This window comes from Nonomuraea sp. NPDC005501 (assembly GCF_040605905.1).
Taxonomy (GTDB): domain Bacteria; phylum Actinomycetota; class Actinomycetes; order Streptosporangiales; family Streptosporangiaceae; genus Nonomuraea.
Genome location: NZ_JBEXDT010000011.1, coordinates 101,731 through 115,397 on the forward strand (window position 1 = coordinate 101,731; position 13,667 = coordinate 115,397).

At 71.8% G+C, this 13,667-nt stretch carries 9 protein-coding genes and 1 pseudogene; 7 read left to right on the top strand and 3 right to left on the bottom strand.

What is annotated here, in order from left to right; genetic code table 11:
• The first annotated feature begins 5 nt into the window (after positions 1-5).
• Entirely contained in the window at positions 6-1,535 is a 1,530-nt protein-coding gene (locus tag ABZS51_RS09205) for an aldehyde dehydrogenase family protein (RefSeq protein WP_355438010.1), read from the top strand.
• Between the two features lie 46 nt (positions 1,536-1,581).
• Here the strand turns inward: ABZS51_RS09205 and ABZS51_RS09210 are convergent, their stop codons facing one another.
• Positions 1,582-1,998 carry a DUF6703 family protein gene (locus tag ABZS51_RS09210; RefSeq protein ID WP_355438012.1) on the bottom strand — a complete coding sequence of 139 codons (417 nt, stop codon included), beginning with the start codon at positions 1,996-1,998 and terminating at the stop codon, positions 1,582-1,584.
• A gap of 62 nt (positions 1,999-2,060) precedes the next feature.
• Here ABZS51_RS09210 and ABZS51_RS09215 point away from each other — a divergent pair, with 62 nt between their 5' ends.
• The 3 genes from ABZS51_RS09215 (at position 2,061) to ppdK (ending at position 7,024) form a co-directional block, all read left to right on the top strand.
• On the top strand, positions 2,061-2,348 hold the full coding sequence (locus tag ABZS51_RS09215) for an antibiotic biosynthesis monooxygenase (protein WP_355438014.1): 288 nt from the start codon (positions 2,061-2,063) through the stop codon (positions 2,346-2,348).
• A 93-nt stretch (positions 2,349-2,441) separates the two neighbouring features.
• The gene (locus tag ABZS51_RS09220; protein WP_355438016.1) at positions 2,442-3,827 is read left to right on the top strand and encodes a glycine--tRNA ligase; all 1,386 of its coding nucleotides are present in this window, start codon (positions 2,442-2,444) and stop codon (positions 3,825-3,827) included.
• Positions 3,828-4,366: 539 nt separating this feature from the next.
• Positions 4,367-7,024: a pyruvate, phosphate dikinase gene (gene ppdK, locus ABZS51_RS09225; RefSeq protein ID WP_355438018.1), complete on the top strand. Its 2,658-nt coding sequence runs from the start codon at positions 4,367-4,369 to the stop codon at positions 7,022-7,024.
• Between the two features lie 36 nt (positions 7,025-7,060).
• Here ppdK and ABZS51_RS09230 read toward each other — a convergent pair whose 3' ends face one another.
• A complete protein-coding gene (locus ABZS51_RS09230) occupies positions 7,061-8,575 on the bottom strand; it encodes a M48 family metallopeptidase (protein WP_355438020.1) in 1,515 nt (504 codons plus the stop codon).
• An 81-nt stretch (positions 8,576-8,656) separates the two neighbouring features.
• Between ABZS51_RS09230 and ABZS51_RS09235 the strand changes: the two genes are divergently transcribed.
• A complete protein-coding gene (locus tag ABZS51_RS09235; RefSeq protein ID WP_355438022.1) occupies positions 8,657-9,877 on the top strand; it encodes a deoxyguanosinetriphosphate triphosphohydrolase in 1,221 nt (406 codons plus the stop codon).
• Between the two features lie 47 nt (positions 9,878-9,924).
• The gene (locus ABZS51_RS09240; RefSeq protein WP_355438024.1) at positions 9,925-11,094 is read left to right on the top strand and encodes an FAD-dependent oxidoreductase; all 1,170 of its coding nucleotides are present in this window, start codon (positions 9,925-9,927) and stop codon (positions 11,092-11,094) included.
• 55 nt (positions 11,095-11,149) lie between these two features.
• Here the strand turns inward: ABZS51_RS09240 and ABZS51_RS09245 are convergent, their stop codons facing one another.
• Positions 11,150-12,013 carry a peptidoglycan DD-metalloendopeptidase family protein gene (locus ABZS51_RS09245; protein ID WP_355438038.1) on the bottom strand — a complete coding sequence of 288 codons (864 nt, stop codon included), beginning with the start codon at positions 12,011-12,013 and terminating at the stop codon, positions 11,150-11,152.
• A 197-nt stretch (positions 12,014-12,210) separates the two neighbouring features.
• Between ABZS51_RS09245 and dnaG the strand changes: the two are divergent.
• Positions 12,211-13,527 (top strand): annotated as a pseudogene (gene dnaG, locus ABZS51_RS09250) (DNA primase); the annotation flags it as partial.
• Positions 13,528-13,667: the final 140 nt, after the last annotated feature.

The following is a 13,667-nucleotide window of genomic DNA, read 5'->3' on the forward strand; positions in this document are numbered from 1 at the left end:
CGCTCATGCAGCTCAAGCCGGGTACGGCCTGGCCCGACGCCTACAGCGGATGCCGCGCGGCGGCGCCCGAGGCGTTCCACGACGACCGGGTGCTCAACCATTGGGGTGGAGCCTGGCACCGCGACGGGCGCCCCGCGCCCGGCTTCTCGCCGCTGGACGGGACCGCCGTCGCGGGCCCGCCCAGGCTCGACCGCGCGGGCGCGGCACGCGCGGTGGCGGGCGCGGTGGAGGAGCACCAGAGGTGGCGGCGCACGCCGCTCGCCGACCGCAGGGCCATGGTGTCCGCCGCCGTCGCGTCCATGGCCGCCCACCGCGACCTGCTGGCCCTGCTGCTGGTCTGGGAGATCGGCAAGCCGTGGAAGACCGCCCGCGCGGACGTGGACCGCTGCCTGGACGGCGTGCGCTGGTACGTCGACGAGATCGACCGCATGATCGCCGGGCGGCGGGCGCTGCCCGGCCCCGTCAGCAACATCGCGAGCTGGAACTACCCGATGAGCGTGCTCATGCACGCCATGCTCGTCCAGGCGCTGGCCGGCAACGCGGTGATCGCCAAAACGCCCACGGACGGCGGGCTGTGCTGCCTCACGCTCGCCTGCGCGCTGGCCGTGCGCGAGGGGCTGCCGTTCACGCTGGTGAGCGGCGGGGGCGCGGAGCTGTCGCCGGTGCTCGCCGGCGGACGGTCGCTGGGCAGCGTGTCGTTCGTGGGCGGCAGGGACGCGGGCGCCAAGGTGGCGACCTCGCTGGCCGACGTCGGGCGCAGGCACGTGCTGGAGCAGGAGGGGTTGAACTGCTGGGGCGTCTGGGAGTACGGCGACTGGGACCTGCTCACCCGGCAGATCCGGGCGTCGTTCGACTACGGCAAGCAGCGGTGCACCGCCTATCCGCGGTTCGTGGTGCAGCGGTCGCTGTTCCACGAGTTCCTGCGGGCGTACCTGACGGCGGTGGAGTCGCTCCGCTTCGGCCATCCGCTCGCCGTGGCCGCACCCGGCGACCCGCTGCCCGAGCTGGACTTCGGGCCGCTGATCAACGCCTCCAAGGCCAAGGAGCTGGCCGACCAGGTGGACGAGGCGGTGGCCAGGGGCGGGATCCCCGTGCACAGAGCATCACTCGAAGCCGGCCATTTCCTGCCGGGGCAGGATATTTCGGCGTATTTCGCGCCGACGGCGCTCCTCAACCCGCCCCGCTCCTCGTCCCTCTTCCACGCCGAGCCGTTCGGCCCGGTGGACACCATCGTGCTGGTCGACACGGAGGCCGAGCTGCTGGCCGCCATGAACGCCAGCAACGGCGCGCTGGTGGCCACGCTGTCGTGCGACGAGGAGGAGACCTTCCACCGCCTGGCGCCGGAGGTGCGGGCGTTCAAGGTGGGGCACAACCGGCCGCGCTCGCGGGGCGACAGGGAGGAGCTGTTCGGCGGGCTCGGGGCGTCGTGGCGCGGCGCGTTCGTCGGCGGCGAGCTGCTGGTGCGGACCGCCACCATCGGCGCGGACGGCGAACGCCTGCCGGGCAACTTCCCGCACTGCACGCTGCTGCCGTAGAGACGCGACACCTGCCGCCGCCCTGGAATTCGTTCCCGGGAACTCGTCAGAACGCGCCGAAGCGGGTCGCCGCCAGGAGCACGAGGAAGGTCAGCGTGGCGACCCGCAGCAGCTTCCCGCCCACCCCCAGCGACGGCCACGACAGGTACGCCAGCCAGCCGACGAAGGCGATCACCGGCACGACGGCCACGCCGCCCAGCGGATTGGCCACCGCGAACCCGGCCAGCAGCAGGATCACCAGCGCGGCGGGCGCCACCCATCGGGGCACCTGCGTGAACAGGTACGTCATCGGGACCGCGCTGCGCGCCTCGACCGCCTGGCGCAGGCCGGTCGCGCCCGGCGTGAAGAACCGCTCGCCCGGCGGCAACGGCCGTCTCGCCTTGCCCGTCATGCCGCCCGCCCCCTTGCCCGCGCCTGCGCCCTTGCCGTGCCCTCTGCCGTGCCCTCTGCCGTTGGTGGCCACGGGCCGAGCCTAGCGCCGCGGGAACGGCACGGGCCCGGGAGATCCTCTGACATCCTGGGTGCGTGCTCGCCGTCATCCGTTACACCGTTCCCGAGTCCCAGTCCCAGGACTTCATCAAGCAGGGCCACGCCATCCTCGACACCCTCGCCGGCCAGCCCGGCTACGTGCGGGGCAGGCTGGCCCGCTCCGTCGACGAGCCCAACCTGTGGGCCCTGGTCAGCGAGTGGGAGGGGGCCGGTTTCTACCGCCGTGCCCTGTCGGCCGCCAGAATGGCGATGTATCCACTGATGATCCTCATGGTCCACGAACCGAGCGCGTTCGAGGACGTTTACCTACAAGACCGGGCGTAGCAACTACTCCCGCGCGAGGGGCCCGCCACGTCCCCTAAGCTGGGAGCTCATCCATCCCCTCGCCGACCTCCAGCCGGAAAGAGACCCAACCACATGGCACGCCGTACAGACGTCATGGACACCATCGTCAGCCTCGCCAAGCGCCGCGGGCTCGTCTACCCGTCGAGCGAGATCTACGGCGGTCTGCGTGCGTCGTGGGACTACGGACCCCTGGGCGTCGAGCTCAAGAACAACGTCAAGCGCCAGTGGTGGCAGTCGATGGTCCAGGCGCGCGACGACGTGGTCGGCCTCGACTCCTGCGTCATCCTGGCCCGCGAGGTCTGGCAGGCCAGCGGTCACGTCGAGACCTTCACCGACCCGCTCACCGAGTGCCAGTCCTGCCACAAGCGCTTCCGCGCCGACCACCTCCTCGAGGCGTACGAGGAGAAGAACGGCCGCGCCCCCGAGCACGGCCTGGCCGACATCACCTGCCCCAACTGCGGCAACAAGGGCGCCTTCACCGACCCGCGGCAGTTCAGCGGTCTGCTGAAGACCTACCTCGGCCCGGTCGAGGACGAGTCGGGCCTGGCCTACCTGCGCCCCGAGACCGCGCAGGGCATCTTCATCAACTACCTCAACGTGCAGCAGTCGGCGCGCAGGAAGATCCCGTTCGGCATCGGCCAGATCGGCAAGTCGTTCCGCAACGAGATCACCCCGGGCAACTTCATCTTCCGCACCCGCGAGTTCGAGCAGATGGAGATGGAGTTCTTCGTCAAGCCCGGCACCGACGAGGAGTGGCACCAGTACTGGATCGACGAGCGCTTCCGCTGGTACTCCGACCTGGGCATCAACAAGGACAACCTCCGGCTTTTCGAGCACCCGAAGGAGAAGCTGTCCCACTACGCCAAGCGCACCGTCGACGTCGAGTACCGCTTCAACTTCGCCGGCTCGGAGTGGGGCGAGCTGGAGGGCATCGCCAACCGCACCGACTTCGACCTGACCGCCCACTCCAAGGCGTCCGGCGTCGACCTCAGCTTCTTCGAGCAGGACACCGGTGAGCGCTACGTCCCGTACGTGATCGAGCCGGCCGCCGGCGTCGACCGGGCGACCCTCACCTTCCTGCTCGACGCCTACACCGAGGACGAGGCGCCCAACGCCAAGGGCGTCATGGAGAAGCGCACGGTCATGCGCCTCGACCACCGGCTCGCCCCGGTCAAGGTCGCGGTGCTGCCGCTGTCGCGCAACGCCGACCTGTCGCCCAAGGCCCGTGACCTGGCCACCCAGCTCCGCCGCCGGTGGAACGTCGAGTTCGACGACGCGGGCGCGATCGGCCGCCGCTACCGCCGCCAGGACGAGATCGGCACGCCGTTCTGCATCACCGTCGACTTCGACACCCTGGAGGACCAGGCGGTGACGATCCGGGAGCGCGACACCATGGCCCAGGAGCGCATCAGCCTCGACCAGGTCCAGTCCTACCTGCGCCAGCACCTCAACGACTGACGCGCACGGCAGCGCGACGACACGACAGCACGACCGTACGACGACACACCGTACGACGACACGACACGACACGACGGCCGGGCGGCTCCCCACGAGCCCCCGGCCGTCGCCGTCCCGGGCCACGGCAGGAGCCCGCGCCCGGCCCGCCGAGGGGCCCGTGCCCGGCCCGCCGAGGGGCCGATGTTCACTGACGGGCCCGTGACGTTCATCCGTGCGCTCGGCGGCCGCGGCGCCACGACACGGTGAGCGCGCGCGCCGGCGCGTGGACCCTCCCGGCGGCCCGCTCGTGGAACAGCGTGAGGAGCGCGGCCATGAGCCCCTCCCGCAGCGGATCATCTGATTCTGCACAGGCCCCCGGTCTTTCCCAAGAATTGGTGTAAACCACTGGTATAAACCAATTTCCCGATCAACGGAATATTAATTGGATTAGACCGGTGACACCCCTCCCATCAGGGGAAACGATGACTTAACCGATGAGTGCGGTTTCTTCATCATTCTCGCCGGTAGAGTCCCCGGCAGAGGCGTTGATTGGAGCTGTGGTGGCCAAGTACGTTTACGACTTCACCGAGGGCAACAGAAATCTCAAGGACCTTCTCGGCGGCAAGGGAGCGAACCTCGCCGAGATGACGAATCTGGGGCTGCCCGTGCCTCCCGGATTCACGATCACCACGGAGGCATGCCGGTACTACCTCGCCGAGGGCAGGGTGCCCGACGGCCTCCAGGAGGAGGTCGAGCGGCACCTGGACGAGCTGGAGCAGGCCATGGGCAGGAAGCTCGGCCAGACCGACGACCCGCTGCTCGTCAGCGTCCGCTCCGGCGCCAAGTTCTCCATGCCCGGCATGATGGAGACCGTCCTCAACATCGGCCTCAACGACGAGTCCGTCCACGGCCTGGCCAAGCAGGCCGGCGGCAACGAACGCTTCGCCTGGGACTCCTACCGGCGGCTCATCCAGATGTTCGGCAAGACCGTGCTCGGCATCGACGGCGCGCACTTCGAGGGGGCTCTCGACCGGCTCAAGGGCGACCGGGAGGACACCGACCTCGACGCGGGCGAGTTGCAGGGCCTCGTCGAGACGTTCAAGGGCATCGTCCACGAGCAGGCGGGCCGCGAGTTCCCCGCCGACCCCCGCGAGCAGATGCGCCTGGCCGTCATGGCCGTCTTCGACTCCTGGAACGCCCCCCGCGCCATCCTGTACCGCCGGCAGGAGCGCATCCCCGCCGACCTCGGCACCGCGGTCAACATCGTGGCCATGGTCTTCGGCAACTGCGGCAACGACTCCGGCACCGGCGTCGCCTTCACCCGCGACCCCGGCTCCGGCCAGCAGGGCGTCTACGGCGACTACCTGCAGAACGCGCAGGGCGAGGACGTCGTCGCCGGCATCCGCAACACGATCCCGCTGCAGGACCTGGAGCGCCTGGACAAGCGCTGCTACGACGAGCTGCTGGAGATCATGGCCACGCTCGAGAACCACTACCGGGACCTGTGCGACATCGAGTTCACCATCGAGCGCGGCAAGCTGTGGATGCTGCAGACCCGGGTCGGCAAGCGCACCGCCGCCGCCGCGTTCTGCATCGCCACCCAGCTCGTGGACCAGGGCCTGATCTCGATCGACGAGGCCGTCACCCGCGTCACCGGTGACCAGCTCGCCAAGCTCATGTTCCCGCGCTTCGACGCCGACGCCGCCAAGTCGCGCATCGCCAAGGGCATGAACGCCTCGCCCGGCGCGGCCGTCGGCAAGGCCGTCTTCTCCTCCGAGCGCGCCGTCGAGCTGGCCGGGCAGGGCGAGGACGTCATCCTCGTACGCCGCGAGACCAACCCCGACGACCTGTCCGGCATGATCGCCGCCCGGGGCATCCTCACCAGCCGGGGCGGCAAGACCTCGCACGCGGCCGTCGTCGCCCGCGGCATGGGCAAGACCTGCGTCTGCGGGGCCGAGGAGCTGGAGGTGTCGATCGAGGAGCGGCGGTTCGCCGCGCCCGGCGGCGTAACCGTCTCGGAGGGCGACGTCATCTCCATCGACGGCACGACCGGCGAGGTGTTCGTCGGGGAGGTGCCGGTGGTGGACTCGCCGGTGGTCGAGTACTTCGAGGGCAAGGAGGCCGTACGCGAGGACGACTCCCTGGTGCGGGCCGTGGACCGGATCATGCGGCACGCCGACGAGAAGCGCCGCCTCGGCGTGCGGGCCAACGCCGACACCCCCGAGGACGCGGCCAGGGCCCGCCGGTTCGGCGCCCAGGGCATCGGCCTGTGCCGCACCGAGCACATGTTCCTCGGCGAGCGGCGCCGGCTGGTCGAGGACCTCGTGCTCGCCTCCGGCGAGGAGGAGCGGCAGGCGGCGCTCGACGCGCTGGAGCCGTTGCAGCGCGCCGACTTCGCCGGCATCTTCCGGGCCATGGACGGCCTGCCGGTCACGATCCGCCTCATCGACCCGCCGCTGCACGAGTTCCTGCCCGACCTCACCGACCTGTCGGTCCGCGTGGCGCTCGCCGACGCGGGCGCGGGCGAGGCGTCGGACAAGGACCGCGCGCTGCTGACCGCGGTCAAGCGGCTGCACGAGCAGAACCCCATGCTGGGCCTGCGCGGCGTACGGCTCGGCCTGGTGATCCCCGGCCTGTTCGCCATGCAGGTACGCGCCATCGCCCAGGCCGCCAAGGAGGTGCCCGGAGCCCGGCCGGAGATCATGATCCCGCTCGTGGCCGCCGTGCAGGAGCTGGAGGCGGTCCGCGAGGAGGCGGCCGGCATCCTGGCCGAGGCCGGGGTGGACGCCCTCATCGGCACGATGATCGAGACGCCGCGGGCGGCGCTGACGGCCGGCCAGGTGGCCGAGGCCGCGCAGTTCTTCTCCTTCGGCACCAACGACCTGACGCAGATGACGTGGGGCTTCTCCCGCGACGACGTGGAGGCGGCGTTCTTCTCGCGCTACCTGGAGCTCGGCATGTTCGGCGTCTCCCCGTTCGAGACGCTCGACCGCGACGGGGTCGGCCGCCTGGTGCGGCTCGCCGCCGACGAGGGCCGCGCGGCCCGGCCGGGGCTCAAGCTCGGCATCTGCGGCGAGCACGGCGGCGACCCCGACTCGGTGCACTTCTGCCACGAGGCCGGGCTCGACTACGTGTCCTGCTCGCCGTTCCGCATCCCGGTCGCCCGCCTGGAGGCCGGGCGGGCCGCGCTCAGCCAGAACGACTCCGACACCCGCTGACGCGAGGCGGCCCGGGCAGAACCACGCCCGGGCCGGTCAGGCGGGCAGGCCCGGCGCCGGCGCGGGCCGGTCCTCGTCGGGGACCGGCACGTAGTCGTGGCGCACCCCGTGGTCGCCCAGCCACTTGCGCAGCCCGGCCACGGCCGGCGGGTTGGCGGCCACCTGGGCCGCGTACTCGGCCAGCGCCACCTCCTCGCCGTCGTCGTACAGCAGCCGCGCCGGGCCCGACCAGGACAGCGTCCACCGGGCCTGGCCGTGCTCGATGAGCACGCCTTCCAGCGCCTGCCCGAGCACCCCGGCGAGCATCGTGGGGGAGGGGCTCCAGCCCAGCTCCGCCAGCCGCACCGCCAGCTCCTCCTGCCGGCCCTGGGCGATGGCCTCGAAGGCCGCGTCCAGGTACGGCCGGCCCGCCCCCACCACGCGCTGGCCCGCCACGGCCAGGTCGTGCAGCGCCTCGGCGTTGCGGGCGGCGAACATGCCGCGCTCCACGACCTCCTCCCACGAGGCCGGCCGCAGCGTCGTCAGCGCCTCCGGGGTCCACATCGACTGCTCCACCGCGTGCGCCGCCACGCCCGCGTCGCGCAGCAGCGTGAGCGCCGACCGGGGGTCGGGCACGTGCGGCGGCTCGGGCAGCCGCTCGATCGCGGCCAGCCGATCCGCCAGGCTCGGGTGCGAGTCGTACGGCGAGGTCTCCTCCGGCCGCCCGGCGAGCCCGGCGACCTCCGCCTGCCGCGCCGGGTCGTTCATGAGCGCGTGGAAGCCGTTGAAGACGGACGCCGGGCGCATGCCGCCCGCGCCCGTCAGCGACAGGTAGGTCTGCGCGTAGACGTCCCAGGCGGCGGCCGTGCCGTGGATCTTACGCAGCGCCTCGGACATGGCCGGCCGGCCGCCGATCGCCACGGCCATCTCGTCGGCCTCCAGCTCCTGCCGCCGGGAGACGCCCTGGGAGATCCTCAGGTAGAGCTTCGCGTACGCGGTGAACAGCCGCTGGATCAGCGGGTGGCCGTTCAACCCCTGCACGGTGGCGATGAGCGACACCCTGCCGCGGTAGATCGGCGCGCCGAGGCGGGTGTGGGCGCCGCTGTAGTGGCCCAGCTCGTGCCCGAGCACGGCCCGCATCTCGTCGACGGTCAGCGTCTGCAGCAGCGGCAGGCCGATGAACATGCGCCGCCTGACCGCCCTCAGGCCGAGGAAGCGGGTGTCCTCGGACACGGCCGCGTTCACCTCGGGCACCAGGCGGATCTCGGCGGGCGGGGCCGTGCGCACCCGCTGGGCCAGGTCCTCGACCGTCTGCCAGAGCACCGGCTCCTGCTCGCGGGTCACCGAGACGCCCGGCTCCTCGCCGCCCTTCAGCCGGCTGACCATGATGAGGGCGCGGACGAGCGCCCCCGCGGCCAGGGTCAGGACGATCGCCGCCTTCAACGTGTTGACGTGGAAGTCGACGATGAGCATCACGTCGAGGAGCACGGCAGCCCCGACGATCAGGCCGACCAGCACGTAGAACCCTGCGAGCAGGGTGAAGGCCAGCACGGCACGGAACGCAGTGGTCATGGGGGAGGGCTCCCGGGGAAGGGGGTTCTCGCGAAACTTGACACTAGCGGAGTCCGGAAAGTGGATAAAATCACTGCACTTATGACCCGCTACGACGACCACGACCAGGCACGCTGGGTGCCCGAGCCGCCCGGCAACCCCGAGCGTGGCTCGTTCGAGCGCGACCGGGCCAGGGTCCTGCACAGCTCCGCGCTGCGCCGCCTGGCCGCGAAGACCCAGGTGGTGGGGCCGTTCGAGGTCGTCGGTGCCGGTCAGCACATCCCGCGCACCCGCCTGACCCACTCGCTGGAGTGCGGGCAGGTCGGCAGGGAGATGGGCGCCGTCCTCGGCGTCGACCCCGACCTGGTCGAGACCGCCTGCCTGGCCCACGACCTCGGGCACCCGCCGTTCGGCCACAACGGCGAGGTGGCGCTCAACGAGCTGGCCGCCGGCTGCGGCGGCTTCGAGGGCAACGCACAGAGCCTGCGGCTGCTCACCCGTCTCGAAGCCAAGGTCCTCACCGAGGACGGCCGCAGCGCCGGTCTCAACCTCACCAGGGCCGCCCTGGACGCCGCCACCAAGTACCCGTGGCCCCGTGAGGTGTCGCCGAAGTTCGGCGTCTACGACGACGACATGCCCGTGTTCGAGTGGATCAGGGACGGCGCGCCGCCCGGCCGGGTCAGCTTCGAGGCGCAGATCATGGACTGGGCCGACGACGTCGCCTACTCCGTCCACGACCTGGAGGACGCGCTGCACTCCGGTCACGTCACCCCCGAGGCGCTGCGCTCGCCCGAGGAGCGCCGGCAGGTGTGCGAGCTGGCCCGCGCCTGGTACGCCCCCGACGCCGACTGCGCCGAGCTGGAGGAGGCGTTCGGCCGCCTGATCGCCGACCCGCTCTGGCCGCGCGGCTTCGCCGCCACCTTCGCCGACCTGGCCGGGCTCAAGGCCCTCACGAGCGGCCTCATCGGCAGGTTCTGCCGCTCCGCGCAGACCGCCACCAAGGAGGCGTACGGCATGCGCCACCGGGTGGACCTCATCGTGCCCCGCTCCACCCAACTGGAGTGCGCCGTGCTCAAGGGCGTCACCGCCCACTACGTGATGACCACCGAGGACCACCACGCCAACCAGGCCAGGCAGCGCGAGCTCATCGCCGAGCTGGCCGCGCTCATCACGCTCGGCGCGCCGAACACCCTGGAGCCCGCCTTCCGGGCCTCCTTCCTCGCCGCGTCCGGCGACGCCGCCCGCACCCGCGTGGTGATCGACCAGATCGCCTCGCTCACCGACACCGCCGCCGTCGCCTGGCACCGGCGCCTGTCCGGCTGACCACGTTTCCCTTCCGGGATCACGGCCGGGGGGCGGATACTGCGGCCATGGCCACATATCTGATCGTCGGCGCCGGCCTCGCGGGGGCGAAGGCCGCGCAGACGTTGCGCGAGGAGGGCTTCGACGGCGACATCGTCCTCGTCGGAGCCGAGAACGAGCGCCCCTACGAGCGCCCGCCCCTGTCCAAGGACTACCTCCAGGGCAAGAGCGAGCGGGAGAAGATCTACGTCCATCCCCAGGACTGGTACGCCGACAACGGGGTCGAGCTCCTGCTCGGCACCCCGGTCACCCGGATCGAGCCCGCCGACCACGCCGTCACGCTCGCCGGCGGCTCCCGCAGGCCGTACGACAAGCTGCTGCTGGCCACCGGGGCGACGCCGAAGCGGCTGCCCGGCCCCGCCGTCTACCTGCGCACCGCCGGGGACAGCGACGCACTCAAGCGGCGCCTCGCCGAGATCGGCGGCCGCTCCGGCCGGGTCGTCGTCGTGGGCGCCGGCTGGATCGGCCTGGAGACCGCCGCCGCGGCCCGCCTGGCCGGCTGCGAGGTCACCGTGGTGGAGCCGGAGCCCACGCCGCTGCACCGCGTGCTCGGGCCGGAGCTGGGCGAGGTGTTCGCCGGGCTGCACCGCCGCAACGGCGTCGACCTGCGCCTCGGCACGGGCGCCGCGGAGATCGCCGAGGAGGGCGTGCGCCTCACCACCGGCGAGCGGCTGGCCGCCGATCTCGTGGTGGCGGGCATCGGCGTCGCCCCCGAGGTGGGGCTCGCCCGCGAGGCCGGGCTGGAGGTCGGCCGCGGCGTCCTCACCGACGCCTCGCTGCGCACCTCCCACCCCGACGTGTACGCCGCCGGGGACGTCGCGGAGCCGTTCAACCCCCTGTACGGCCGGCGGCTGCACGTGGAGCACTGGGCCAACGCGCTCAACGGCGGCCCCGCCGCCGCCCGCGCCATGCTCGGCCAGGAGGTCGTCTACGACCGCGTGCCGTACTTCTTCACCGACCAGTTCGACCTGGGCATGGAGTTCTCCGGCGACACCACGGGCTACGACGAGGTCGTCCACAGCGGGTCCGTGGACGACCTGGAGTTCGTCGCGTACTGGCTGCGCGAGGGGCGCGTGGTGGCCGGCATGAACGTCAACGTCTGGGACGTCGTGGGCGGCATCCAGGACCGCATCCGCTCCGGCGACGTCGTCGACCCCAAGGAGCTCACCTCGGACTGACAGCCGCCGCCGGAGAACGGCCCGAGCCGGATGACGGCTCGGGCCGGTGGACGGCTCAGGTCGGGTTGACCGTGATCGTGATCACCGGGTCCGGCGTCGCCCGCGGCTCCCGCTTCTTGCGCGGCTCCTTCTTGGAGGCGCACTGCACCTGGCAGCGGGGCGTCTCGCCGAGCCGGGCCCGCGTGGCGAGCGTCTCCTCGCGCGGCGACAGCGTCCTGTTGCCGGACAGCCACGCGTCGAGGTACCGCCACGGGTTCACCATGCCCCGGCGCACCCACCAATACGACGGGCCGGTCTTCCAGGAGATCGCGAAGTACAGGTTCGGCCCGGTGGCGCGGGCGTTGCCCGTCGTGCCGACCCGGCCCAGCGCCTGCCCGGCCGCCACCCGCACCCCGGGCCGGATCCCGGCGGTGACCGAGTCCAGGTGGCCGCCCAGGTAGCGGACGCCGTCGTCGCCGATGACCGTGACGAACCTGCCCTCGCGGTCCGCGCCCCGGTCGGTGGCCGCGCTCCAGCGGTTCGCGGTGTTCACCTCGTCCACGACGCCGTTCACGGGGGAGACGAACGTGCAGCCCTTGCCCGTCCAGATCGTCGTCTTCGGCAGCACGAGGAGCTGCCGCTGGTAGCTGACCTGGCAGCCGGTCACCGGGAAGGCGTAGGTGTAGTCGGAAAGCCGGGGCGGCGGCACCTTGGTGGGCGACTTGCCCGAGGGCGGCTCGACGGACGCCTGCGGCGAGGCGCCCGGGTCGGGGATGGTCGCGGTGACGAGGGGCGTCGCCCCGGTCGCCGCCGGCGGCGACACGGTCTCCGGCGACTGGGCGCTGACCCCTTCCACCCCGGTCGTCGTCTGGGCGCAGGCGCCGCTCAGCAGCAGGGCGGCCGCCACGGCCACCCATCGTCCCAGATGCCCCGATCGCATGATCTCCACCCGCGTCACCGTATCCAGCCCGAGCTTTACCTTTGTAGCCGACGTGGACAACAGGCTGGACACGTTTTCCGCTTTCCGGGCCCTGAAGTGACAACACCCTTCCCATCACCTCAAACCGGACACTCCAGCGGGTCCGTCCACGGCCACCGGGTGGGGATCTGTCCGCCCGCCGCAATAGACTCACCGGCGTGGCTGGCCGCATCCGTGACGTCGACATCGCGCTCGTACGCGAGCGATCCCCCATCGCCGACGTGATCGGCGAGCACATCCAGTTGCGCAACGCCGGCGGCGGCAACCTCAAGGGCCTCTGCCCCTTCCACGACGAGAAGTCCCCGTCCTTCAACGTCACCCCCGAGCGCGGCATGTACTTCTGTTTCGGCTGCTCCGAGGGCGGTGACGTGATCACGTTCGTGGAGCGGATCGAGCACCTGTCGTTCGGGGAGGCGGTCGAGCGGCTGGCGCAGCGCGCCGGGATCCAGCTCCAGTACGAGCAGGGCGGGTACATGCCGCGGCGCGACCACGGCGAGCGGGCTCGGCTCATCGAGGCGCACCGCGCCGCCGCCGAGTTCTACGTCTCCAAGCTCATGAGCCCCGACGCGGCGCCCGGCCGGCGGTTCCTGTCCGAGCGCGGGTTCGAGCGGGCCGACGCGGAGCTCTTCGGGGTGGGCTACGCGCCCGCCGAGTGGGAGGCGCTGGCCCGCCACCTCATGGGGCGCGGGTTCACCGCCGAGGAGCTGGTCAAGGGCGGGCTGGCCAAGGAGGGCCGCCGGGGGCCGATCGACCGGTTCCGGGGGCGGCTGGTCTGGCCGATCCGCGACGCGACGGGTGACGTGATCGGGTTCGGCGCGCGCAAGCTGCTCGACTCCGACGACGGGCCGAAGTACCTCAACACGCCCGACTCGCCGCTGTACAAGAAGAGCCAGGTGCTCTACGGCATCGACCTGGCCAAGCGGGAGATCTCCAAGCGGTCCCAGGCGGTGATCGTCGAGGGCTACACCGACGTGATGGCCTGCCACCTGGCCGGGGTGCCGACGGCCGTGGCCACCTGCGGCACCTCGTTCGGCGAGGAGCACATCAAGATGCTGCGGCGCTTCCTGCTCGACCAGGCCGAGTTCAGGGGCGAGGTCATCTTCACCTTCGACGGCGACGCCGCCGGGCAGAAGGCGGCCCTGCGGGCGTTCGCCGATGAGCAGAAGTTCGTCACGCAGACGTACGTGGCCGTGCAGGGCGACGGGCTCGACCCGTGCGACCTGCGTGTCAAGCAGGGCGACGCGGCCGTCCGCGACCTGATCGCCGGCCGTGAGCCGCTGTTCCAGTTCGCCATCCGCAGCACGATCAGCCGGTACGACCTGCGCAGCAACGAGGGCAAGATCGCGGCGCTCGACGCGGCGGCGCCCATCGTGGCCGGCATCAAGGACCCGGGCCTGCGCAAGCGCTACGCCATCGACCTCGACCGGTGGCTGGGGTTCATGGACGAGCGGTTCGTCATGCAGCGCATCGCCGAGGTGGGCAACGCCCAGGCGGGCCGGGGGCCCCATGGCGGTCGCGGTGGCGGCGGCCCGCGCGCGCTGACGAAGCCGGCCGCCTTGTGCTGCCACTCCTGGTGCAGGTAGTCGAGGGCGTTCTTGAGCACGGCGTTGAAGCT

Excerpts from the sequence above, each read along its gene's own strand:
- ABZS51_RS09205 (WP_355438010.1), top strand. The coding sequence starts at position 6 with ATGCAGCTCAAGCCGGGTACGGCCTGGCCCGACGCCTACAGCGGATGC.
- ABZS51_RS09220 (WP_355438016.1), top strand. The coding sequence starts at position 2,442 with ATGGCACGCCGTACAGACGTCATGGACACCATCGTCAGCCTCGCCAAG.
- ABZS51_RS09230 (WP_355438020.1), bottom strand. The coding sequence starts at position 8,575 with ATGACCACTGCGTTCCGTGCCGTGCTGGCCTTCACCCTGCTCGCAGGG.
- ABZS51_RS09235 (WP_355438022.1), top strand. The coding sequence starts at position 8,657 with ATGACCCGCTACGACGACCACGACCAGGCACGCTGGGTGCCCGAGCCG.
- ABZS51_RS09240 (WP_355438024.1), top strand. The coding sequence starts at position 9,925 with ATGGCCACATATCTGATCGTCGGCGCCGGCCTCGCGGGGGCGAAGGCC.
- ABZS51_RS09245 (WP_355438038.1), bottom strand. The coding sequence starts at position 12,013 with ATGCGATCGGGGCATCTGGGACGATGGGTGGCCGTGGCGGCCGCCCTG.